The sequence below is a fragment of the Olivibacter sp. SDN3 genome, assembly GCF_014334135.1.
Lineage (GTDB): Bacteria > Bacteroidota > Bacteroidia > Sphingobacteriales > Sphingobacteriaceae > Olivibacter.
The window spans coordinates 3,660,887-3,685,107 of the sequence record NZ_CP060497.1 but is presented as its reverse complement, the minus strand read 5'-3'; the positions used below and the strand labels follow the sequence as shown (position 1 = coordinate 3,685,107).

Here is a 24,221-nt window from a genome sequence, read left to right as displayed (position 1 = left end):
TTGATCAACATAACAAAGCTATTTTCCTTCGCTGCACAAAAAAAGCATTGAATCAAATAATCGTTAAATATTAAATAAGTTTCACGCTCACCTATCAGTAATTAACATCATTATCTAAAAATGCCATAAAATTTCCCAAAGCATGTAAACTGGCGATAAACAACGCTGATCTAAACAGCGGCAAACGAATTCTGACAATTAGGTAAGCATAAGCATATAAAGCCAAACAACACCTAGACAGGCTTTTCCCGAAGATAAGTTCGAAGTTTACGTTCAAAATCTTTAATATGCACCGCCATATTTCCAATTTCATTTAAGAAAATAAATACTTACTACTTTAAACACATTATCACGAGCCACCAACAACCGGCATCTGTTGCTGCCATAAGTTATAATATTTCCCTTCTGACGCCATCAGCGAAGCATGCGTACCTTCTTCTACCAGTTTTCCCTGCTGAAGAACGATGATCTTATCTGCCGTCTGTACGGTGCTTAAACGGTGGGCTATCAGGATAACCGTTTTACCCTGATCACGCAGGTAATGGATTGTTTGCTGTACATATTGTTCCGCTGCCGGGTCCAGCGAAGAAGTTGCCTCGTCGAGAATCAACACCTCGGGCTGTTTATACAGTGCCCGAGCGATCGCAATGCGCTGTTTCTGCCCTCCGGATAAGCTTGCCCCATTTTCACCGAGATAGGTGTGAAAGCCATTGGGTAAACTTTCGATAAAAGGTAATATACCCAATCTCTTGCAGATCGCTATTATCCTTTGCATATCCGGCTCGTAATCACCAATAGCGATATTTTCTATTACATTTCCGGTAAACAAATCGATCTGCTGCGGCACCACGCCTATGACCTTCCGAAGCGATTCATTATCAATATATTTCAACGCATGCTCGCCAATGTAGATATTACCCTTCGCTATCGGATAAATGTTTTGTAATAATGACAATAAGGTCGACTTGCCTGAGCCACTCTCGCCTACAATTGCCGTCAATTTTCCAAGCCGAATGTGCAGGCCAAGATTATCAAATACTAAAATCCGCGTGCCATACCTAAAGCTGACTTTATCAAAAATAATATCACCAAGGTTTTCCGCGGTCAATGTTAGCTTACGATCGTTATCCTCCTGCTCAAGATCCATGATCTCAAACAGACGATCGGCTGCTATTGCAGCATCCTGAATGGTTTTATTCATACCAATCAAGGTCGATGCAGGTCCGGTAAAATAACCAATCAAGGCATAAAAAGACAGTAATTCACCGGGAGTTATCTCTACGTCCAAAACATAGCCGGCACCTACCCAAAGTAGCACGATGGTGAACAGTTGCGAAATAAATTCAGTAGATGTTACAGAAAACAAAGAGTTCAATCCGGATCTGTAAATGGTTTTGAGTAAGGTCACAAAACGAACTTCCGTTTTTAAATTGGCGTGCTGTTCCAGGCCAAAGCGTTTGATCGTGCCCATAGCATTTATACTTTCAACTAATTGCGATTCCAGCTCTGCTGCCTCTTCCATCATCCTCCGCTGCACCTTTTTGTTCAGTCTATTGGTGATGTAATAGATAATGCCATAAAGTGGGATAACCAGGAGCACAATGACCGCTAATTTCCAATACCAAGTAAACATCAGGGCAAAAGAAAAAACAACGATAAATATGTTAACCAGAAAATTGAGGGACACATCGTTAATAAATACTCTAATCTTGACCGCATCATTTACCCGAGCGATGATCTCTCCTACCCGCATATTATCAAAGAAAGACTGTGGGAGTTTGGTCAGGTGCTTATAGTAACCCAAAATCAGATTGGCATCGATCGCCTGCCCCGTCTTAATGGTAAATATCGTCTTGAAGATACTGATCATGATTTTTACCAGCAGGATACTGATCATGATTACTCCCATCAAGTTCAACAGGTTCCGGTTCCCATCCGCCAATACAAAATCCACTATTTTTTGTACAAACAAAGCTGTTGAAAGCCCTAATATCGTGTAAAGAATCGCCCCAACCAAGGCTTGTGTCAATACTGTTCTATGTGGTTTGATGAGCTGCCAGAAACGGGAACGGGTCGATATTTTTTCATTCCCCTGCTTAAAGGACTCATTAGGCGCCAACAGTATCAAAATACCGGTCCATTCCGCTTTAAATTCTTCCGGTGTTTTTTTGTGCATTTTCCCGTCTGCGGGATCCATTATCTCAATGTACTGTGGAGTAACTTTGTAGATTACCACGTAGTGTTGCAGCACATTCTTAATTACAACATGTGCTATGGCGGGCAGCGAGACTTTCGATAGACTTTCAAAAGGGCCTTTCACACCTTTTGCGGTTATACCGATTTTTGCCGCAGCCTCTACAATACCGAGTACATTCGTGCCTTTTTTATCAGTTCCCGCCATCTGCCTGATACGGGCAATAGGTAGGTTTAGCTTATATTTAGCGGCAACTGAAGCAAGGCAGGCCGCGCCACAATCAGAGATATCTCGTTGTTTTATTTTGATCCCCATATTTTACTGTTCTGCGACCTTGCCATCATTAGCTATTCGGCCCGGGTTCATCCAATCATCAATTTTGTCATAGAGCAGCTGGTACAGACTTCTTCTATTTACCATGAAGCGGACCTGAAAGGTCATTCCCTTTTTCAGCCGTCCCACGTAACCATTTGGTAAGCGCATCTGGTCTCTTTCCAGGGCACAGCGCACCTTGAAAACTGGTTTATTGTTTCCATCTAATACCATATCTTCGGCAATATCCAGCACCTTTCCTTTCAAAATGCCCCATTGGTTATAATTGAAAGCATCAATCTGAAAACGTACGTCCTGCCCGATTCGAACCAAACCGATATCGTTCGGATTTACATATGCCATAGCTATTAAAGAAGAATCCGGTGTAAGCTCCGCAATTTTCTGATTGGCAAATACCGGAGTACCCACCTGGAGTCCTACGAGATTCTGTATACTTCCGTCGAGCGGAGCAATAAGCGTATAGAAACTCTGCTCATTATTGGCGCTTGATCGGTCCCGATAGAGCTGGCTTAATTCTGAGCGGTAAGTGCTTGCCTCAGCCTGCCATTGGCTCTTATGATGGCTTGCAATGTAATTGAATTCGCCTACAGCCTGATCCTTTTTTGTTAGATATTCCTCATATTCCGCATCGCTCACCATTTTCTGCTCGTGTAATTTCTGAAAGCGCTCAAACGCACGTTGTGATTGCTTTCTCAAAACAGCCGCATTGTGCAGCTGCCGGTTATATTCCTGCCAGGCAGCTGTATAACGCGGTGTATTTAGTTTTGGAGTCTGGTTTGTTGCCGTAGAGGTTTCGTTCAGCAACTCAACATCTGCCAGCAACCATTCGAGTTCCTTAATCCGTGTAGCTATCGCATTGCTTTGCTCAGTTATACTTCTAGCATCGATACGTAACAGGGTGTCTCCTTTGTTTACTCGCTGATACTCGCTAACATTAAGGTAGTCTATTCTACCGCTTATTGGTAAAACCAGTTCATTCCGTTCGATCGGGGTTTGAAGAATACCCGATGATTTTACACTAACATCAACATAAACAAAAGGAAGCGCAAATAATACAGCTATAACCGTCAATAAAAAGATGGTATAGATGATTTGCGACCTTACCTTTACCTGCTGCAAATAGGTTATTTCAAGTGCATCAGGCTGCACAATAGGCAACACTTTCATGTGTCATGCGTTTAGGATGAAGGGAACGCTATCAGACTTCTTTAGTTGATGTGGGAACAATCTAACTGTACCCACATGCTCTCCACCAGAAACATCCCTCATTTCATGCTGTTCCAAAGAAGTGAAAGTAGCAGAGATAACAATATGGTAGTTATATTCATAGTAATAGGTTTGCTGTTGTCTTGAGTAGGCTATCGGCGCTCCATTTAAGCGTAATTCTTCAATAACACGGTACATTCTGGATGTCGACAAACCTAAGCGTTTCGATAATTCCATTGGACTCCCGGTTCGGCGCTGTCTGATTAATTTGTGCAGTAGATTTATTCTTTCAATATAAACCAGTAACTTCATAGGACTAGGGGTTTGTTTACAACAATTAAATCATTAGGTATGAAAAAAACAATCGTATTTACGGTTGGATTGATAAACGATTGCTCTCCACGAATATAAATCATGGCTCGTTTCAGACAAAATTATTTACACCAATCAACCCATAGCTTACACAGAAAGTTCTTTACCTTACACGAATGCTGGCAGAATAAAAAAAACAATTATTTTTCTAATTTAATTTTAATACATGGTTTAATAAAATTAAATCAAGTTGGAAATCAATTCGACATACAAACATGGGTGCAAGCTGTTATTCTTAAATAATAGCTAAAATCACTAGGTTTGCAGAAGAAGCATCACCTTATAAAAGTTTGTCGCGTGACAACCAATTATTCCACGCGAAATTCATAATTTCCGGCCGACAGTTGCATATCCGGCTGCACCAACTTATTATCCAGGTATACTTTCCTGTTATTTTGAACCGGAATGGTAACAGATGCACTCGCATTGGGTGGTATGGTAACCGAGTAGTATACCTTTTTACCTTTTCTTTTCCAGGAAGACACTATTTCTCCATACGGACTATTAAAGGAACAGGAAAAATCATCTAATCCGGCTACAAAATTTGGTTTTAGGATAATGTTTTTAAATCCGGGAGCCGATTCGTCCGGGTATATCCCACCCAATCCTTTAAAGAACCACCCACCGATTTCGCCGAACATCATGTGATTATCTGAAATATCCCGCTCGGCATCCATATTCCAATTCTCCTGCAGGGTAGTTGCTCCATTGACGATCCACCAGCCCCAGGATGGGTAAGTATCTTGAACAGCCAATTTGTAAGCCGTTTCCGCCTGTCCATTTTCACTAAGCGCATTCAGAATAGCCTTTGCTCCCAAAACACCTACATCGAGATGCATATCATCCTGTTCTACACGCTTAGCCAAATTTTCTGCAAGCTTAGCCCTTAGCTCATCGGGTACAACATCCCAGTACAAGGCCATACTCAGCTCCGTTTGCACACCACTCCCATAACTCACCAGCTGCTTGTCCAGATACTTATCATTGATTGCCTGTCTAATTTTCGCGGCCAGTGCCTGATAATACCTGTGGTCTTCCTGTTTATTCAATAACTTGGCCACCTTGGCCAAAATCGTTGCATCAACGAAGTAATAAACGGACGAGGTATATTCCAAAGAGGAAGTCGACTTTACGGGTACCCAGTCGCCCCGCCCAAAACTGGTCAACCTTTCGGGGCTCAGGCGTTCTACATAGCCCACGTAACGCTTCATGCTTTCATAGTTGTCCTGAAGAGGTTTCAGGTCACCATAAAAAAGATAAAGATTCCAGGGAATAAGCACAATGGTGCTGGTCCAATCGGTACCATTTGCCGTGCCATAACCCCAACCGCCCGTCGGGATAATATCCGGCAGTACGCCATTGGGTTGCTGTTCATCCCGATGGTCGGCCAACCACTTTTCATAAACGGTAATACCGTCAAAATTATACAAGGCAGTTTCGATCGCAAAGTGTCCGTCGCCTGTCCACCCGTTTTTCTCCCGCTGCGGGCAATCCGTAGGATAACCGAACAGGTTAGACAGGTAGGCATTATTTGTTGCTTCCCACAATTTATTGATCATGGTATTGGACGACTGCAGCGTCCCTTTTACAGGCACATCACTATGCATAAAATAAGCCACCAGATCATCCTGTTTTAACTGAATAGGTTTGTCACTGGTTACTTCCACATAGCGAAAGCCTTTGTAATTGAAGCGTGGCATAAACTCAAGGGGTTCTTCCCCCTTGAGTATGACGATATCTGTCTGAAAAGGTTCGCTATCATCTTTTGGACGATAATATACATCAATGTTCGACAGATCGACGCGTCCGTCAGGATACAGTCTTTCACCATGCTTCAATCGAACGGTGGTGCCTTGCTCTCCACTCAACTTCACTTTTGTTACACCGGCCATGTTCTGGCCCATGTCGAAAATATAAACAGAGTCATTCACTTTTTGCAGGGATTTGGCAGCAATTTCCTGCACATTGCGGATCGGGTGCAGTTGCTGACTCACCACTTGGTTGGAAGGCGCGGCACGTAACGTTACACCTTTCCAAGCAGTGTCTATAAAGCTTGGTGTATCCCAATCATCGATAGCTAAACGACTATCATAATGTTCTGCCGTATAAATATTATTACGAATTACCGGTCCTGTATTGCTGCGCCAGCTGCCGTCAGATTGAATCGTTTCCGTACTTCCATCGCTGTACGTTATACGGAGGTCCAGACAAAAGCTCGGTCTTGCCCGCCATGGGGCACGATCAAAATTCCATACCGCCAGTGGCTGGTGGTTATACCACCCATTACCTAAAATCACGCCTAAGGCATTATCACCCTGTTTGAGTTGCTCTGTGACGTCGTAGGTTACATATAAATTCCTACGGTCAAAACGGGTATACATCGGATCTAAGCGATGATCACCCACGCGCGATCCATTCAGATGTAATTCATAAAGTCCGGCAGCTGCGATATACACCCTTGCTGAAGTTATCTGTTTCTCCACACCAAAAGTTTTTCTGAAATATCCTGCCGGCAAGTGATCTATATCCTCCCGATCACTAATCCAAGTGCCTTGCCAATTTGCCATATTAACCATTCCTGTTTCAAAATGGTTGATCCCGCTCGATGAAGAAGCCTCTCCAGCCTCGTTCCAAAGCACTACTTTCCAGTAGTATCTGGTAAACGGAAGCAATTCCGGCCCATCATAAGACACTAATTGTTCTGCAGACTGCCTTTTGCCGGAATCCCATAAAAGTTCACCCTCGCTGAGCAATTGCGTCGAGTCTGTTGCCACCATCACCCGGTAGGCACTTTGTGCCGCTCCCCTCGTATCATTCTGTATTCGCCAGCTTAGGCGCGGGTGCCGTTCATCGACGCCCAGGGGGTTGACTAAATGTTCACATTGCAAATCTATCACTTCATTATCAGGCTGACCGTAGACGAAGGTCGATCCTAAGAGGATTAGTATTATTATCAGATAAAAGCGTTGCATCAACGCGAAGTCACTTTGCGCATTTAAATTTTCATCCATACCAGCATTAGTATCTAAATCGGTTATAGTTGTTATCCGATTAAACGGTTAGGGCTAAAATACTAATTAAAATCAAAAAACAATCGGCAACGAATGTCCATAGACCGCTCATTCCATAAGAATATTACTTTTCAAGCTTCTGAAGCTACAGATGGTACAGGATAGTTCATCAACAGGTAAACTATTCCCCTTTCCTATCTTTTTCAATGAGTTTGCGGGTCACTTCCAGCGCATCTTCCTCCCCGGAAATGACATCCGGAATAACGCCGGTTCCTTCCCAGCCTTCTTCAGACCGCGGGCCGACTACCATCTTCACCGGAACAAAAGCGATTAAATTGCGCTTTAATGGCACAAAAGATCCAGCGATCCCAGCCCCTGCCGTTGTATCGCCAACGATGGTCGCCCTGCCGAGCTTTTGCATCGCATATGCCAAACCCTCGGATGCAGATGCCGTTCCAGGACCTACCAGGATGTACACTTTAGCGTCTGGATTTCTTCTCCCGGGCACGAAAGAATAAGTCCACTCCTGTTCGTCCAATTTGCGGTCTTTATGAAAACCGTTCAGATAAAATTTTTCATTTCCCGGTTTATAAAAATAGGAAGCAATAAAACGGCCCATATGCCCGGTACCACCCGGATTATGGCGAATATCTAGAATAACGTATTTACTGTGCGCAGCCATGTTCATTGCCGCTGTCGCCATCTCAAAAGACTCCTGTGTGCCCCAAAAAGGCCCCGGAATATCGAGGTAGGCGGTAGACCTCTCACCATCGATCTGTACGCTTTTAAAACCATAGTTCTGTACTTTCATCCGCTTCAGTTCTGTGCTGTCATCTCCTTGTTGAGCCGGAGGCGCTAATAACCTTTTATAGGTTTCTTCATTTTTCATCACCCGCAGGTGCACATCTTTATGCACAGACCGGAGATCTTCCGTTAGCTTTTTCGCCAAGGAGTCTTCAGCTAGTCCTTTGTAACGCCCAATCTTTTCGTTTTCTAACAAGGTTTGTTTATACTTAGCCGATATGTCGGGAAAGGGATATACTTCCACCAATCGATCAGTCAGCGTCTGCACAACAGCACGTGCTTCGCTTTCTTCAACAGTTTGCGCGTTCGCTGAAAAACTGAAAAATAGCAACGCTAAATACAGCATTCTTTTTGTTTTGATAAGGGTCGTCTCCATGACGACAAATATAGGAAAGGCTACTATGGTGTTCGGTTTATTCTGTCAAATTAACAATGCGTTAACAATCATCTATCGACTGATCGAGCTATGCTTTTATCTCTGCCATATACTTCCCATAAATGATCAGCGAGAGATTAAGTCTGTTAGAGCGAGGATAAGCAAATGCGTACTTTTAATGCGGTCAACAATTCCGTTTACCAAATACATTCCGTATCTTTACTTCCATAATGATCTTCTCATCTTAAAAACAAAAGTGTATGCGCTACTCTCCCATTATTGACGCTACAGAACTTTTAAGTTTACTCGATTCCGATCAATTGGTGATCATTGATGCTTCCAACGGGCCTGAAGCCAAAACAAATTATTTACAATCACATGTCAAAGGGGCACGCCTGGTTGATCTCGACACGCAGCTCAGCAATGTTCCGGTAGATCCGGCTAATGGTGGAAGGCATCCGCTACCTGCAGTCAAAACATTTACGCAAACATTGGGCAATCTGGGTATCACCGCGGGCAGTCATGTTGTGATCTATGACGACAAAAACGGGTCGAACGCGGCAGCGCGTTTCTGGTGGATGCTTCGTGCGATAGGCCACTCGAAAGTTCAGGTGCTGGATGGCGGTCTGGCGGCAGCCAAACGCCATGAACTTCCCTTGCGCTCAGGCGAGGAACGGGTAAAAGCAGTTGAACCCTACCCCGCAGAAAAATGGCTATTACCTATCAGCACGCTGGAAGAAGTTCAACGTGTCAGTCGGCATGCCAGCAATAAGATCATTGATGTACGCTCCAATGCGCGTTACCGTGGTATAGAAGAACCCATTGACGCTGTGGCTGGCCACATTCCCAACGCGGTCAATATCCCCTTGTCCAACAATTTAGATGAACAGGGTTATTTTAAGGATGCAGCCGAGCTAAAACAAATGTACATCGCGTCACTTGGCGATGAGCTAGCCAGCGACAGCATTATACACTGCGGATCAGGCGTGACCGCTTGCCACACCCTTCTGGCCTTCGACTACGCCGGCTTAGACATACCGAAACTATACGTAGGCTCTTGGAGTGAATGGAGCAGCAACAATTTGCCCGTGGCGAGAGACGGTTCATTCAAGCCTTAATGGGTAAGCAGCCAGCCCTGGGGCGGTACTTTGAGCATTTCGCCCTAAGCAAACAAATGCTTTTTTAAATATTTTGCTGTTTCAGCGGTATGGTTGCTTAACAACCCCTCCACTGTCCCTTCAAACATCAATTCACCACCATACTTTCCTGCACCGGGGCCAATATCAATAATCCAATCCGCTTGCGATATAATATCAAGATTGTGTTCGATTACAATCAGCGTGTTACCTTGATCTACCAACCTATTCAAAATATCCAGCAACTTTTTCGTGTCCGAAGGATGCAGGCCTGTACTTGGTTCATCCAAAACGAGCAGATTATTTTCGCCTTTCAGCTCACCACTTAATTTCAGTCGTTGCCTTTCTCCTCCTGAGAACGCATTAAGTCGTTGTCCTAATTTCAGGTAGCCCAGACCAAGCTCCATCAGCAGCTTAAAAGGAGATGCAAAGTCATAATGGCCGAAAAAATCTGCTGCTTCTTCTACGGTAAGCGCCATAACCTCGGCAATACTTTTATGCTGAAACGTGTATGTTAACACTTCCGGATTAAACCCACTGCCCTGGCATACTTCGCAAGGCTGTTCCATATCGTCCATGAATGCCAGATCGATCTTTTCGAAACCCAATCCCCTGCAATTCGCACATGCGCCCAGACTGTTCGTGCTGAAAAGCCGATGATCGGCCTTATTGGCAAGCGCAAACAACTTTCTGATCTTATCGGAAATATCCAGATAAGTCAGTAAGGTGCTTCTTGAACTGCCTATGATCGGAGCCTGATCGATTATCTTTACTTCTGGATACTGGATCGGCAAGACCTTGCCAATCAGGGTACTTTTGCCCGAACCGGCCACACCGGTAACCACTGATAACACCTGTGTGGGGATGTTTACCGTAATCTTTTTGAGATTGAACAGTTCTGCCTCTTTTAGCTGAATTGATCCGGCCTCCTTGCGTGGATTGACCTTGTATTTGCGCGTTTGCGAAAAATAACTGCCGGTTTTACCATTTGAGGCCTTGAGATCTTCAAACGTACCCTGAAAGATGATCTCGCCGCCGTGAATTCCAGATAGTGGGCCCATATCAACTACATGATCGGCTATTTTAATGATGTCAGGATCATGTTCTACGATAAGTACCGTGTTCCCTTTTTCTTTTATTTGACGAATGATATGCGAAATATTTTCCAGATCCTTTGCGTGCAGGCCGATACTTGGTTCATCAAAGATGTAAAGCAAGTCTTCCAAGCTGTTTCCCAGATGCCTGACCATCTTGATGCGTTGTGATTCACCGCCCGAGAGGGTATTCGTTCCCCTATCCAAGGTCAGGTATTGCAGCCCTATGGTGATTATATTTTCAAGTTTCTTCTTAAGTTCACTTAGTATCGTATCGAATGATTTGGAAGAAAGTGATTTAACGAATGCAAGCAGCTCATCGATGGGAAGCGCAGCACAATCGGCGATGTCCTTCCCCTTGATCTTACAGGTCAGTATTTTTTTATTCAACCTTTTGCCCCCGCAATCCGGACAAATGTCGGATACGATAATTTTTTGCAGGTCTTTTTTCCTTAGGTTATGTTCTTTGGATTCCTTCTTCAATAAATCATTTTCTATCCGGGGCAGCAATCCAACGTACTGCATCGTTTTTCCCCAGGATTTGCCGGGATGCGGCGGCTTGTGTTCCTTCGCGTGGAGCAGCAAATCCCACTCTTTCGCTGTAAAGTCCTTTAATTTTTTATCGCGATCGAAGTATCCCGAATGGGCATATCTGATCCACCTATATCCACCCGGCTGAAAGGTCGGGAACAATATGGCGCCTTCATTCAGCGATTTATTTTTATCCAGCAGTTCGTCGATATTGATCGTACTGACAAATCCAAGACCTTCGCAGGCGGCACACATCCCTTGGGGATGGTTAAATGAAAAGAGGCCTGAATAACCGACAAAAGGTTCACCCATTCTGGAAAACAGCAGTCGCAGGGAAGCATAGCTATCGGTAGCCGTTCCTACGGTAGACCGCGCGTTTCCGCCCAAGCGCTTTTGGCTGATGATTACCGGTACATTTAAATGTTCGATCTTGTCGACGTCCGCAACACCAATATGGTTTAGTCGATTTCTCGTGAAGCTGTTTTGGGTCTCATTTATCTGACGTTGTGCTTCGGCGCCTATAGTTTCAAACACCAACGACGATTTTCCCGAACCGGAGACACCGGTAAACACAGTAATCTGGTTTTTCGGTATTTTCAGCGAAATATTTTTCAGGTTGTTCTGTCTGGCGCCCGATACGGCTATTGCTTTCATATACTATATTTATTGAACCACAAAGCTAATTCGCCATGGTGACAACTGTATGTCATTCCTAGTGTAACTGTTTATGATGTAAAGTACGAAAGCTACTGTTGCGGAAAACAGGAAAATTATTTCGCCTTCTAATCTTCTTCAATCAGTCTACGGGTTACCTCCAGCGCATCTTCTTGTCCTGAAAACACATCTGGAATAACCCCGGTTCCTTCCCAGCCTTCTTCAGACCTCGGGCCGACTACCATCTTCACCGGAACAAATGCGATTAAATTGCGCTTTAATGGCACAAATGATCCGACGATCCCCGCTCCTGCCGTCATATCGCCACGATGGTTGCCCTGCCTAGTTTCTGCATGGCGTAAGCCAAACCCTCAGATGCAAATGCCGTTCCAGGCCCTACCAAAATTTACACTTTAGCATCTGGATTTCTTCTACCGGGCACGAAAGAGCAGGTCCACTCCTGTTCGTCGAATTTACGGTCTTTATGAAAATCGTTCAGGTAAAATTGCTCATTGGTTTTGACAAGGGTGGTTTTCATAATGACAAATATAGGAAAGCCTGCTGTGGTGTTCGGTCAAATTGTAGCGATTAACAATGCGTTAACAAGCAGTTTAGTTTTCGAACTTTAGGTGCTACATAATTTTTATTTTAGTAGATTTATTTCTAAACAGCGCAACAATATTTTCCCATGACAGTAAAAACGAATGTCGCACCCAAACTCGACATGCAGCACATCTCGTATGTGTTGCAAGCCTATAGCGTAAACGACGAACACTCAGAAGCTATCGACGTAAACAAATCGTTCAGCATCTCGCCCGAAAACATTTATAAAACCCTCGTATTAACCGGAGTGAAAAATCCTTTTCTGGTGGCTGTAACTCCAGGTGTTGTGCAGGTGAATTCAAGAAGGTCGCCAAGTCAAGCATCGCCTCAGGTATCACATGCGTATTTCGCCTATTTGGTTTAACACTAGAAAAAGCTTAAAATGCGTAAGAATGGCAAAATACCATGTACATCAAATATTATTCGGCACCCTACTTTGTTTCTCCGTACATGCACAAGACAGGTACGGCCCGGTACTCCAATTGGATGATGAACCGTCGACCATGGAACGAATACGCTCCGTTAACCGGAGTATCCAAGCACAAAATGATCAAGAAGGAATCGATTCTTTATTGCAATACGTTACAAGCTTTGCCAAAGAGCATGATGACCGTGACCTGTTGAAGGAGCTTCACTATTTAACAGCAATCCAAAGATCTTTTACGGAGCAGGATGCCCGTAAACGTATTAGGATTTTTCGATCTACCTTGACAAAGGAAGCGTTCAAGGACGATGCTTTGTACAAAGGAATTATTTTGCAAGAAATCGGACAGAACCAGTTCGTGCTAGAGGAATACGGGGCAGCATTTCAAAATTCGCTTAAAGCGCAGCAAATTTTCAGACAGTTAGGTTATAATAAGGTAGCTAATATCGGCAAATACCTGCATGATCTTGCGTTGGATTATTACTTCTTTCAAAACTATGAGGAAGTGATTAAGACCATGAGACTCTCGACAAGACTTCCAAAGTTCAATAAAAACCTTGATATTCAACGATATAACACTTTAAGGATGGCCTATCTCAAATTAAATCAATCAGACAGTGCCCTGCTTTATTTAGACACCGCTTATCAGAAAGCCGTACAATATCGGGATACCGTTTGGATGGGCCTGGTTTCAGGGAACATCGGTGAAGTATATTACGCGGCGGAATCCTATCAGCAGTCAGTACCCTATTTTCAGAAAAACTACCAACTGAATAAAGGAAGCTTAGCGCATTTCGAAGTGCCGCTGGAAGCCTATGCGGATATGGCAAAAGCCTATATGAAAACCGATTCACTAGCGAAGGCGCGTAAATTCATCTTACTTACCGAAGGCAGTTTTCCAAAAAAAAGGGCTTTTAAATTTGGGGAACAGCAAGGCATTGAAACTTTTAAGCGACAGCACTACGAGAACTGTTATACATATTACCTTAAAATTTCGGCCTACCAGCAGGCAATACGCTATCGCGACAGTTTAAGACAGGTGGAAAGGGCGATAGATTCCAAATACAATACCGCGGTGATCAAAATGGCGCAAGATCAACTTAGGATACAGGAAAACAGAGAACGCATTGCCCTACAGGAGCAGGAAAAAATCGCTTTACATTTTCGATATAGTCTCTCCGTTATTGCAATATCGTTACTGGCCGTAATTGGTTTCGCGCTATATTACGTTGCGCAATTGAAGAAAAAGAAAGAACGGCAGGTATGGCTTAGCGAGCAGCGAATCCGGGAATTGGCCTACGAAAATACACGCCAGTCGTTAAAGCACGCGCAACTGGAGCTCCAAAATCTCATTCAGAAAACGCGTGAGAACCAGCAGCTCATTGCTCAACTTCAAGAAACGAAAACCAGTGTCAAAACAAGCCTGCTAGCATCATTAAAGGAAAAAAACATCCTGACCGCGAACGACTGGGATAATTTTAAAAAGTCCTTCACAAAAGTGTATCCCAATTTTATCCATAGCATCAGCTGCACCTATCCCTTCATTACTCAAGCAGAAATACGCTGCCTCTGTTTAGGAAAGCTGCAACTCAGCAATAATGAAATGGCATTGATGCTGGGTGTATCCACCAATACTATTTTGGTAACACAACACCGCATACGCAAAAAGCTTGGCCTCACCAAGCGCGATGAGCTTCGGAAGCTCATACATAGCATCTAGGTATATCCTTCTGCAACACTTTCATGTTATAAGGCCGTTTTTAGCGGTGTAACGGAGTATTGTAAGGTTTTTGTAAGGCTGTTCTTCTAATTTAATTACACATTTTGTCACATTTTTGCACATATATTGTACTTTATTTCCCATAATTAATTATCATTTTTTTAGACTTCATTTATTTCATTATTAAAAAGAAACAAAAATGAAACAGCTTATTCTATTTACCGAAAACTACAACCTATTTTTAGATGAACTGGAACAAATCAAAGGAAAAGTAGTCGAACAATTAACAGACTATGCGGTCATCGCCGACATTCCCGAGGATCTAACGCCCGATAGCTTGCGATTCGCAACTGAAAGGCCTGATTTCGATATCGATGACCAAACAGACTCCATACTCCGTAGAACCTTGGTACAGAAAAAGGGAAATGACGTGAGCGGAGCTAAATCAAGCCATGTAAACACCTTTTTCATTGGCGTAAACGCTTCCTTTGCGCGTGCCTACAACAAGAAAATATACCTGTTCTTTGGTAGGCACTACGCCCGACTAAGCGAGGGTAGCCCTTATCTTGATTCAGGCTACCCAAAACCTATCGCCGGTAACTGGAAAGGCTTACCCAAATCTTTTGAGGCAGGCATAGATGCTGTCTTCCAACATCTATCCGACGAAAAGATATACATTTTTAAAGGCGATCAGTACTTGCGTTACTCCTCAATTCCTAAAGGTGTCGACCCCGGCTACCCGAAACCCATTGCCGGTAACTGGAAAGGCCTACCCAAATCTTTTGAAGCAGGCATAGATACCGTCTTTCAGCGGCAATCCGACGGGAAGATATATATTTTTAAAGGCGATCAATACGTCCGTATGAATACGATTGAAGAGGGTGTTGAAGTGGGCTACCCCAAAAGTATTGCCCTCATGTGGCCGGGTCTTCCGGCTGATTTTCAATCTGGAATCGATGCAGCTTTAATGCGTAAAGAAAATGGAAAAATCTATTTTTTTAAGGGAACGCAGTACATCCGCTTTACTGATGTCAATAAAGGTGTTGATGAAGGTTATCCAAAGCCAATTGCCATCAATTGGTTCAATCAACTAAAAGATGTCACTTTCGGGCTATCCAAAAAACCTGAACCCGACAGCGGCGGCACCCGGACTTCGGTTGCCATTAATTCCAAAGGCCAGGTGCTCGAAGTGCACTGTTCTGAAGTTGCCAGCAAAATGTGGCATCGAATCGGACAAACCACGCAAATGGACGTGAAATGGGAAAAAAGTGTTCATTATGACTACGGGGCAGATCCCTTTATCTCCATGAACGACCAAGGCACACTGGTTGAAGTACATAAATCCCAATCCTCCGTCAGCTTGTGGTACCATATAGGTAAACTGCAAAATAATCTAGTAAGCTGGGGACCCAGTCATGAATATGACAAAGGTGAGTTGCCTTCAGTCGCTATAAATAATGAACATTGGTGCGTTGAGGTTCATGGTTCTCAGGGATCGGCCAAAGGTCTTTGGTATCGGTTGGGCAAAGTAGATCCACGATCCGATAAAATAGTGTGGCAATTCGAAAATTCCGTTAGATATGGCTCAGGTTATCGACCAAGGGTGGCGATGAACAACCAAGGCGTTGTGGTTGAAATACATACGAATGAGTCGGGTAATGATAACCTTTGGTACACGGTTGGCCAATTGAACACAAAAGAAAAGAAAATTGACTGGGGAAAAGCTGTCTGGCTTTCAAAAGGCAGCACACCAACCGTCGCACTTGATGACGAGGGGTTCGTGATTGAAACCCATAATGGCGTAAAGTCCGTTAAGCTTTGGAGTAGTGTCGGTAAAGTCTATGTAGAAAAGAAGCAGATCGAATGGGCAAATGCCAAGCATTTCAATGATGGTGCCAAGCCATCTGTAGCTTGTGCCCTAGATGGATCTATCGCCATACAAACCCATGAGTCAGACGTCGTCGAAAATACCATTTGGTACTCTACTTCCCTGATCACTGAAAGAAAGAAGTGGATGGAGCATATGTATGATCATCTTAAAAACAAACCACTCTGGCAGATCACTATTCCGGGGAGTCATGACGCAGGCGCATATAAGATGTCTGAGACGCGTGTGCCAAGTAAATGTAGAACGTTAAAATTCGACAAAATCAATATCGGAAAAATCACCCGTTTGTTTTCGGAAACCCAATTTTTAACTTTAGGTCAGCAACTCAACGCCGGCGCACGATTCTTTGATTTACGGCCGACTAAACATGACGGCAGATTTTACGCCTATCATGACAATATTGGTGCCTCTTTTCATGATATGCTCGATGATATACAATCTTTTTTACGGTCAACCAGTAGAGAGCTGATTATTCTGAAAATCTCTACCTTTTGTTCTTTTAACGAAGAACAACATCGAGAATTTTCTCAACTTATTCAAGATAAAATCGGCCCCTATATCCGCAAACCCCAAGGTAACCCATTGACAAGCACCTTTGACACCTTAGTACAAGACGGTTCGAATGTTATTGTGTGGTACGATGCCGATTTTACCCCTTTTCCAAACGCTTTTTACCGAGGTATTTCGATTTATGATAAGTACGCCAATAAGGATGATTATGAAGAAATGCGAAAAGACCAGCTCGAAAAGCTGATTTCAAATCCTGGAAATGCAAAACAACTTTTCTTACTGTCTTGGACGCTCACCTTTAAAGATGTGTGGAGTATAATTAACAAAGGTATAAAAATCACTTTGCATGATATCAGCAAAGCCGCCAATGGCAATCTCGGTCAATTCCTGGCCACCGCTCCCAAAGACAAACAAATAAACATCGTTTATGTAGACTTCCTGGAAGATGCCCGGGTAACAGATTGTGTAATTACTTTAAACCGAAACGCTTAAATCAGCAAATGTCGATGGATCATATGGAAGTAACCCGATCAATGGTTAGGACCTCACAGCACAGCTTTGTTTCAGCTACAACAGTCGTTATCCGGGTTACTTCCGTAAATCCGTCAAACCCCAACTTTGTGCCATAAAAATTTAAATAGAACTGCGCGTATAACAAAACACGACCACCCTCACTTTAAAGATAACTGAATCTTTAATATTTAAAACGCGTACAAAGCGATCAAATTTTTCTTTATAAGAATCGCGCAATAGTTCTTTTAAAAAAGAACTAAGTTGCAATAAAAAGAATAAAAAATTGAAAAAAAAATTAACAAAATCATTATATAAAATATTTAAACGTGCTTTTTAAAAAAACACTTGTTATACAACATATTTTATTACAACTTTGATGCAATTAAAAAACAGACGGTGGATATCAATCTTTGCGTCCACCATGGCAACAAATTGTAAATAAAATGAGAAACATGTACCTACAAAAAAAATTCGTCCTACTCTTATTCACCACTATGCAGTTGTTTTTCTCCTGCAGCAAAGAAGATGATATGCCAATCGATCAAGCGATTCCCGTCATAGAAAGCCTGGAAATCGGCTCAGGAGATAACGGCATTGGCATAATAGGGCGAGATTTCCATTTTGACATGGAACTGACTGCAGGCAGTCTAGTAGAAAACATTCAAGTCAATATACAACAGCGTGACGATGAAGCCTATGCTGAGGAATGGTCATTTACCGTGAATTGGAATGAATACAAAGGTGAAGGGGAAGTGCACGTGCATAAACATTTTGACATCCCAGATAATGCGCCGGAAGGTCTTTACGACTTTGTTATCACGATAAACGATGAGAACGGTTCGAATTTAAAAGAGGTTAGAACAATTGAGCTTTTACTTGCTGAGAGTCTTCCCGTGAATCCGGAACTTTACATGTTCATGGTCAATAAAGTCGATAGCGGCTATTTCCACATCATGCACCGGGGAGATTTCGTCAATCCGGAAGACACCGTTTTCCGTAAATACGAGAAGATAAGCGCCATGGTGGAGATCAGCAATGTGAAAGGCGACGGCCAACTATATTTACTTTTGATTAAGAAAAGTGCCAATCATCTGCCAGAGACCGTTGACGAGATTGACTTCTCCAAAGTTTTAGTTACAGACACCTACGCACATGAAAACCTCTCCGAGGCCGTCAGTTTCTCAAACTTTCTGCAAGCTACCGATGATCAATCATCTCGCCCGTTGCCAGCATTAACCATGGGTGCAACAGAAGACAATCATTTGCCTAATCCTAGCCAGATTACCGGCGACAATAACTGGGAAAATGGTGAATACTGTTTTGGCGTAGTATATACCAATTCCAGCCATGATATCAGCTTACACCATTACATTGAATTTGAGGTTACGGATTTTTAAACGATCAATTGTCTATTTATCATTGGCAAAAGCTCCTTAAGTGAGGTTTACTTGTCCGTTTTCTTTTATAAAACCTGTCGAAACTGTCATGATTATATGTTTTTGCAATAAATTTAAAAAAAATATAGTCATGACTTTGCCATTACGGATTATGCAGCAGCGATCTGTTATACTTATACTATTAATTTAAAGTCGCATTCGGATACCATATCATCCGATTTAGACAATTTACCTTAAAACAGTATTAAGATAAAGGATACAAATGTCAAACCGGCAGTTTCTCTCTTACGTTACTTTTAGAAAATACATTTAAGTGATGATCATTTTCTTCATTAACGAATTTGTAGTCATCGAGAGGGAAATAGGCATAGCAGAGAGACCCCACGTCGTACAGGTCGCATTGGTAAGTACCGCAAGTAGTACTGTAATCCAAGGGGGATTTATATACCTCCTGTAGATAATCTGTTGTTACCAAGACGTATGTGCTAGAAGGAACGCTGTTTTTCAACAGGCGATGTGCATCCACCAATGTATTGCCATAAAGTTTACGAAAACGATCGATTTCGAATTCCTCCATTTTACCATAATGCGCAACTGCTTTCAAACTTAGCTTATCTACTTTCGGAAATTTTGAACGGTATCCGGAAAGGATTTTCTGAAAGCTATGGAGCATTGCGGTGAATTGTCCCAGCACCGCTTCAAGGGCAAGCGGATTACCGAACTGGTAAAACAAGATCGCGTCTCCTTCTATTTCTGATATGTTAAGGCGTAAATGATTTTCTGCTATGATGCCATTTAGCAAATGACGAACGACGGTCATACCTTCTATAGGATTTACTTCCCTGATAAATTGCGAATAGCCGCTGATATCCACAATGAAAATTAAACCTTTGTTACTATTAAGCATAAGCAATATCTTTGAATTGCAAAGTTTGGAAATGAAAGAGATTAATGTGTATCCGAATCGACTTTATTCGTAGCCCAATTACCGCTCGCAAGTATAATCAGAACCACTCTGTTTTCTAATTTCTTCACGTTATATCGAAATCGAACCATGTCGGATCACAAATATAACACCCAATTAGATTAATCAGTCTAATTGGGTGTTATTTTGAAAAGATCATGACAAAGGAGGCGAAAACATCCGGTCATATGATCTATCTATCAGCTGAAGGACTGTCTAAACTCCAGGGGACTTTGTTTGGTTTTCGCTTTAAACAATTTACTGAATGACTGCACGTGTTCAAAGCCTAATGCATAAGCAATCTCACTGACCGACAAATCGGTGGTAGAAAGTCTTTCTTTTGCTTTTTCAACGAATTTGAAACGTGTTTGAAAGATCTTTTTTAATAAGACCATCCTATTATACCCCCTCCGAGGAAGCTGTTGTTCGCTCATTGGCATAACCATCTCTGCTACTCACTACCGTCACCTGCACATGCGATATATGAGCTGAAAACATCAATATTAGGGTAAAAATCGTATGTTTAGTTTTCATTTGCGTTCACTGCGGCTTCAAGCGCCATGTTGGAGATAGTCCTTTTTATCCACCTGTAAAATTAGGTATATTGAACGTATCACTGATTACGCTACATAACATATACCATTACATCTTTTCGTATGTACAAAGTATTTACAGAAGCTTGGTTTCGTAATAAAACAGTATGGAATGAAATAGCTGTGGGCCGGTCTAACCCTTATTTAATTGGGAGGTGCTCAAGGTCCTTACAAACAAACTATGTTTATCTGCAAGGCTGTGATAAACGCTCATCATTACTGGGATTTTGATTTACTCAATATATTGAGTAAAATTACTCAACGTATTGAGTAAATCAAAAAACATGCTTGAAAGACCTTATTTACAAACACTTACAAAAATAAAAAAGAAACCTAGAAGGTTTATTCAAGTATTAATGGGCCTCCGCCAAGTGGGCAAAACGACCTTAGTTACCCAACTCATCTCGGCTTCCAACGGACTCTATTCCCGACTGTCGATTAGCGGAGATGACATATCATTTGAACGAAAAAACATTGTTCAATAACTGATCGCGAAAAAATCGAATGAATAATGGTTAAGCCTGACAATGTATGTGACTGAAATCACGTTTAAAAGAAAGATGTAGGTGTATTTTTGTTGATAAGTGGATAAAAAAGAATACGTACGCACCTTAGCACCAGAATTTGTAAATGATGCTATTAAAAAAACATGTGATATGAAGGCTAATTGCTCCGACTGGTATCATCGTCTTAGAAAAAAATATACAATCGTGAACGAGGAAGAATGGCAGCTGCTAGACCGGATGACTGAAGTAAAGATCCTAAAGAAAGGGGAAAGCTTTTTGCAGTACGGCAAGATTGCCCGTTATGCGGCCTTCGTTATTTGCGGCAAATTTGCTTTTACAATTTTTGACGATGAAGGAAATGAACGGATTCTAAGGTTTGGCTTTGCCGATGATTTTCTGGCTAATTGTGAAAGTTATTATCGGATGGAACCTTCGTCTATTACCATTACGGCCCTGGAAGATTCGATTGTAAGAAGGATCAACATTAAAGATGTACAGCCTTTATATGATCTGCATATGTGTATTGCTAACGTAAACCTTCAAATTTATCAGGAGATTGCAGAGCAGGATTTGGAGCATCAATATATCTTATCGCTGAAAAGTCCGGTAAAACGATATAAATTTTTACTAAAACATCGGCCAGCGATTATTAGGAAAATTTCACTGACCAACATTGCCAAATATCTCTACGTAAGCAGGGAGTCGCTGAGCAGGGCAAGATTAAACCTGCTTAATCGGCCTCCACACTTTGGTGACTGAAATCAAGTTATATCAAGGCCTGAGCAGCTATTTTTGTTCTCATATGGGACAGCCTCATATGAAGGAGGAATGACAAATTGAGGTCATTGATCATCAAACAACTGAATAAGTCATAAGCCCAAATACGAACAGAAGAAAACCCCATTGCCAGCCTCAAGCTAAACATCTCTTATACTGTTCACTGGGTTAGACCGCGCCGCACGCACCGCTTGGGTACTCACCGTAAGCAGTGCAATGGTAATGGCTATCCCCCCGGACAATACAAGCATCCACCATTCTATTTCGATACGATAACTGAAATCATTGAGCCAGTTGTTCATTGTCCACCAAGCGATCGGTGTGGCCAGTAAAATGGCGATCATAACCAGTTTGATAAAATCCTTGGATAGCATGGTGCTTATACCCGTTACAGAAGCGCCCAATACTTTCCGTATACCGATCTCCTTGATACGTGTTTCGGCGATATACGAAGCAAGACCAAATAAACCAAGGCAGGAAATAAAAATAGCCAATAGCGAGAAAACAAATGCCAGCCGAGCCATCTGCTCCTGTTCGCGAAACTTTTCCGCATAGCGCTGATCGACGAAGTTATAGGTAAAGGGATAGGCCGGGTTGAACTTTTTGATGATCTTTTCAATTCCCTGCAGATTTTCAGTCATGGAAAATTGCGGATTACTACGGATAACGACATTCATCATGAAATTTTTTGAAGCACGGATCAACATTGGTTTGAAGTCCCGATAAGGGGATTCCGTGATAAAATCCTTTACAACACCTACAATGGTGTAGGTATCTTCACCCCATTTTAAGTATTTGCCAACAGGGTTTTCCAGTCCCATCGTTTTGATTGCCGTTTCGTTAAGTAAAACGGATGCACTGTCGGCGGGCAATCGTGCATAATCCAGATCCCGCCCATCCGCTAAGGTCAAACCCAACGTGTTCACAAAATCACTTTCTGTTCTTACAATCACGAAAAAACTGTTCTTTACCTGTTCCGGTGTCGCGCCCTCCCAAGAGAACATGCCGCTTGCGCTTGATGCGTCTGTAGTTATTGGCCATCCGGTGCGGGTCACCTGGGTTGCCATACCATTTCGCAGCAGCTCTGCTTTGAACACGTCGTAGTTGCTACCCATATCGCCTTCCGCGGGAATCTCGATCAGCTGCGACACGTCGTAGCCTACTGCCCTTTTTCCAGCAAAATCAATCTGCAGACGGATAACTAAGGTTGCCGCAATCAGTACAACGGCAATGCCGAACTGTAAAACAACCAAGGCTTGCCTGAGGTTTACCTGACGCGGCCTGCCTGTCATACCTTTCAAGGTTTTAATAGGCTTGAATGCCGATAAGACAAAGGCCGGATAGATACCCGCAAGAAGTCCCGTAGAAAGTATAAATACAGAACCCAGTCCCCAAATGACCGGGTTTCCCCAATCCATCACCAAGGGTTTGTCCAGCAAGCTATTAAATAGCGGTAAACAAAGCACGGTAACACCAATAGCGATGATACCGGAAATAAAAGCTAAAAGAATGGATTCGGAGAGAAACTGTTGTACCAAGCTCCTTTTGGTAGCCCCCACTACTTTTCGTACGCCGACCTCCTTACTGCGCTTTTGACTTCGGGCAGTTGCCAGGTTCATAAAATTGATACAGGCAATCAGCAAGATCAGTAAACCGATGCCCAGCACCAAACGCACTTGTTCGATTTGGCCTCCGACGGGGATGCCATTCTCAAAACGGTCATACAGATGCATTTTCGCCATGGGATAAAGGAAGATCGAGCCTTGTTCCTTGTCGGACGCATTGGTTCGGACAAACGGTTCCACTTTTTTATTGAAAGCTGCTATATCACTACCTTCTCGCAGCTTCACGAAGGTATAATACGTATTCGTCTGCCAGCTGGTACCATAATTCTTTTCTCGTCCGGGGCTCAATTGGATAAGAAAGTCAAAATCAAAATCCGTATAAGTCGGTAATTCCTTCAGTACTCCCGTCACTTTATAGGGTTCGCTGCTATCCATGGTAATCGTTTTCCCTAAGGGATCCTCTTTACCAAAAAGACTTTTCGCCAGACTTTCCATCAGCACAATGCTGTTGGGATCATCGAGTGCACCTTTGGCAGACCCGTGGATAAAAGGAAAATCGAATACCTGCAAAAAATCAGCATCCACATCATTTCCTTTGGCTTTGAGGTTTTTCGCTCCATAGGAGAAAAGACGATCTGAAGCCCAATATATACGTCCGGCATGTGTAACCTCGGGATACTGCTGCTTAAGCGTTTTCGCTACAGGAGCCGAGGTAATATCATGCACGAAAACTTTCCCTTCATTGTGGCCCCTGTTCCTGACTTTATAAATATGCTCCCCGTTGGAATAAAAATTATCATATAGAAATTGGTTCTGCACCCATAGGGCGATCAATAATACGGCAGCTATGCTCACCGCCAAGCCAATAATGTTGATAGCCGTATAACTCTTGTTTTTCAACAGGTTTCGCCAAGCGATTCTGATATGGTTCTTGATCATATGCGCTAATCGTATCGATTTTTTTATTGTTTACAATCCCGCCGACCCATTAGGTTTTATAAATATCCACCATCCGGTTTCATCGACCTGTAAGTATTTTTCAAAGGGCAT

Annotated in this window: 16 protein-coding genes and 1 pseudogene; 6 read left to right on the top strand and 11 right to left on the bottom strand. The window is 42.8% G+C overall.

Annotation, left to right across the window (positions count from 1 at the left end):
• Window positions 1–349: 349 nt before the first annotated feature.
• The 5 genes from H8S90_RS15310 to H8S90_RS15290 all read right to left on the bottom strand — a co-directional run bounded on the left by H8S90_RS15310 (window position 350) and on the right by H8S90_RS15290 (window position 8,266).
• On the bottom strand, window positions 350–2,509 hold the full coding sequence (locus H8S90_RS15310) for a peptidase domain-containing ABC transporter (protein ID WP_187338729.1): 2,160 nt from the start codon (window positions 2,507–2,509) through the stop codon (window positions 350–352).
• Between the two features lie 3 nt (window positions 2,510–2,512).
• Window positions 2,513–3,694: an HlyD family secretion protein gene (locus tag H8S90_RS15305; RefSeq protein WP_187338728.1), complete on the bottom strand. Its 1,182-nt coding sequence runs from the start codon at window positions 3,692–3,694 to the stop codon at window positions 2,513–2,515.
• Between the two features lie 3 nt (window positions 3,695–3,697).
• Window positions 3,698–4,045 carry an HTH domain-containing protein gene (locus tag H8S90_RS15300; protein WP_187338727.1) on the bottom strand — a complete coding sequence of 116 codons (348 nt, stop codon included), beginning with the start codon at window positions 4,043–4,045 and terminating at the stop codon, window positions 3,698–3,700.
• Window positions 4,046–4,413: 368 nt separating this feature from the next.
• On the bottom strand, window positions 4,414–7,116 hold the full coding sequence (locus H8S90_RS15295; RefSeq protein ID WP_255501621.1) for an alpha-L-rhamnosidase: 2,703 nt from the start codon (window positions 7,114–7,116) through the stop codon (window positions 4,414–4,416).
• A gap of 181 nt (window positions 7,117–7,297) precedes the next feature.
• Window positions 7,298–8,266, bottom strand: coding sequence for a S41 family peptidase (locus H8S90_RS15290; RefSeq protein ID WP_255501620.1), 969 nt, complete (start codon window positions 8,264–8,266; stop codon window positions 7,298–7,300).
• A 290-nt stretch (window positions 8,267–8,556) separates the two neighbouring features.
• Between H8S90_RS15290 and H8S90_RS15285 the strand changes: the two genes are divergently transcribed.
• Complete coding sequence (locus H8S90_RS15285; protein ID WP_187338725.1) at window positions 8,557–9,414, top strand: sulfurtransferase; 858 nt, start codon at window positions 8,557–8,559, stop codon at window positions 9,412–9,414.
• A 44-nt stretch (window positions 9,415–9,458) separates the two neighbouring features.
• Here H8S90_RS15285 and H8S90_RS15280 read toward each other — a convergent pair whose 3' ends face one another.
• The 3 genes from H8S90_RS15280 to H8S90_RS26235 all read right to left on the bottom strand — a co-directional run bounded on the left by H8S90_RS15280 (window position 9,459) and on the right by H8S90_RS26235 (window position 12,249).
• Window positions 9,459–11,711, bottom strand: a complete 2,253-nt coding sequence (locus H8S90_RS15280) for an excinuclease ABC subunit UvrA (RefSeq protein ID WP_187338724.1) — start codon at window positions 11,709–11,711, stop codon at window positions 9,459–9,461.
• A gap of 128 nt (window positions 11,712–11,839) precedes the next feature.
• Entirely contained in the window at window positions 11,840–12,031 is a 192-nt protein-coding gene (locus H8S90_RS15275; protein WP_187338723.1) for a hypothetical protein, read from the bottom strand.
• An 86-nt stretch (window positions 12,032–12,117) separates the two neighbouring features.
• The gene (locus H8S90_RS26235; protein WP_255501619.1) at window positions 12,118–12,249 is read right to left on the bottom strand and encodes a hypothetical protein; all 132 of its coding nucleotides are present in this window, start codon (window positions 12,247–12,249) and stop codon (window positions 12,118–12,120) included.
• Between the two features lie 150 nt (window positions 12,250–12,399).
• Here H8S90_RS26235 and H8S90_RS15270 point away from each other — a divergent pair, with 150 nt between their 5' ends.
• The 4 genes from H8S90_RS15270 (at window position 12,400) to H8S90_RS15255 (ending at window position 18,766) form a co-directional block, all read left to right on the top strand.
• The gene (locus tag H8S90_RS15270) at window positions 12,400–12,678 is read left to right on the top strand and encodes a hypothetical protein (protein WP_187338722.1); all 279 of its coding nucleotides are present in this window, start codon (window positions 12,400–12,402) and stop codon (window positions 12,676–12,678) included.
• Window positions 12,679–12,706: 28 nt separating this feature from the next.
• Complete coding sequence (locus H8S90_RS15265; protein WP_187338721.1) at window positions 12,707–14,458, top strand: helix-turn-helix transcriptional regulator; 1,752 nt, start codon at window positions 12,707–12,709, stop codon at window positions 14,456–14,458.
• Window positions 14,459–14,657: 199 nt separating this feature from the next.
• Window positions 14,658–17,348, top strand: a complete 2,691-nt coding sequence (locus H8S90_RS15260; protein WP_187338720.1) for a hemopexin repeat-containing protein — start codon at window positions 14,658–14,660, stop codon at window positions 17,346–17,348.
• Window positions 17,349–17,821: 473 nt separating this feature from the next.
• Window positions 17,822–18,766, top strand: a complete 945-nt coding sequence (locus H8S90_RS15255; protein WP_187338719.1) for a DUF4625 domain-containing protein — start codon at window positions 17,822–17,824, stop codon at window positions 18,764–18,766.
• A 265-nt stretch (window positions 18,767–19,031) separates the two neighbouring features.
• On the opposite strand, the gene H8S90_RS15250 is transcribed toward H8S90_RS15255, so the two are convergent.
• Window positions 19,032–19,673, bottom strand: coding sequence for a DUF2652 domain-containing protein (locus H8S90_RS15250; RefSeq protein WP_187338718.1), 642 nt, complete (start codon window positions 19,671–19,673; stop codon window positions 19,032–19,034).
• A 257-nt stretch (window positions 19,674–19,930) separates the two neighbouring features.
• Window positions 19,931–20,089 (bottom strand): annotated as a pseudogene (locus H8S90_RS15245) (helix-turn-helix domain-containing protein); the annotation flags it as partial.
• 890 nt (window positions 20,090–20,979) lie between these two features.
• On the opposite strand from H8S90_RS15245, the gene H8S90_RS15240 reads away from it, so the two are divergent.
• Window positions 20,980–21,588 carry a Crp/Fnr family transcriptional regulator gene (locus H8S90_RS15240; RefSeq protein ID WP_187338717.1) on the top strand — a complete coding sequence of 203 codons (609 nt, stop codon included), beginning with the start codon at window positions 20,980–20,982 and terminating at the stop codon, window positions 21,586–21,588.
• A 158-nt stretch (window positions 21,589–21,746) separates the two neighbouring features.
• On the opposite strand, the gene H8S90_RS15235 is transcribed toward H8S90_RS15240, so the two are convergent.
• Window positions 21,747–24,110, bottom strand: a complete 2,364-nt coding sequence (locus H8S90_RS15235; RefSeq protein ID WP_187338716.1) for an ABC transporter permease — start codon at window positions 24,108–24,110, stop codon at window positions 21,747–21,749.
• Window positions 24,111–24,221 lie beyond the last annotated feature (111 nt).

Bases quoted from the DNA above. Each gene is read 5' to 3' on its own strand.
- H8S90_RS15310 (WP_187338729.1), bottom strand. From the start codon at position 2,509: ATGGGGATCAAAATAAAACAACGAGATATCTCTGATTGTGGCGCGGCC.
- H8S90_RS15305 (WP_187338728.1), bottom strand. From the start codon at position 3,694: ATGAAAGTGTTGCCTATTGTGCAGCCTGATGCACTTGAAATAACCTAT.
- H8S90_RS15300 (WP_187338727.1), bottom strand. From the start codon at position 4,045: ATGAAGTTACTGGTTTATATTGAAAGAATAAATCTACTGCACAAATTA.
- H8S90_RS15295 (WP_255501621.1), bottom strand. From the start codon at position 7,116: ATGGATGAAAATTTAAATGCGCAAAGTGACTTCGCGTTGATGCAACGC.
- H8S90_RS15290 (WP_255501620.1), bottom strand. From the start codon at position 8,266: ATGCTGTATTTAGCGTTGCTATTTTTCAGTTTTTCAGCGAACGCGCAA.
- H8S90_RS15285 (WP_187338725.1), top strand. From the start codon at position 8,557: ATGCGCTACTCTCCCATTATTGACGCTACAGAACTTTTAAGTTTACTC.
- H8S90_RS15280 (WP_187338724.1), bottom strand. From the start codon at position 11,711: ATGAAAGCAATAGCCGTATCGGGCGCCAGACAGAACAACCTGAAAAAT.
- H8S90_RS15275 (WP_187338723.1), bottom strand. From the start codon at position 12,031: ATGACGGCAGGAGCGGGGATCGTCGGATCATTTGTGCCATTAAAGCGC.
- H8S90_RS26235 (WP_255501619.1), bottom strand. From the start codon at position 12,249: ATGAAAACCACCCTTGTCAAAACCAATGAGCAATTTTACCTGAACGAT.
- H8S90_RS15270 (WP_187338722.1), top strand. From the start codon at position 12,400: ATGACAGTAAAAACGAATGTCGCACCCAAACTCGACATGCAGCACATC.
- H8S90_RS15265 (WP_187338721.1), top strand. From the start codon at position 12,707: ATGGCAAAATACCATGTACATCAAATATTATTCGGCACCCTACTTTGT.
- H8S90_RS15260 (WP_187338720.1), top strand. From the start codon at position 14,658: ATGAAACAGCTTATTCTATTTACCGAAAACTACAACCTATTTTTAGAT.
- H8S90_RS15255 (WP_187338719.1), top strand. From the start codon at position 17,822: ATGTACCTACAAAAAAAATTCGTCCTACTCTTATTCACCACTATGCAG.
- H8S90_RS15250 (WP_187338718.1), bottom strand. From the start codon at position 19,673: ATGCTTAATAGTAACAAAGGTTTAATTTTCATTGTGGATATCAGCGGC.
- H8S90_RS15240 (WP_187338717.1), top strand. From the start codon at position 20,980: ATGAAGGCTAATTGCTCCGACTGGTATCATCGTCTTAGAAAAAAATAT.
- H8S90_RS15235 (WP_187338716.1), bottom strand. From the start codon at position 24,110: ATGATCAAGAACCATATCAGAATCGCTTGGCGAAACCTGTTGAAAAAC.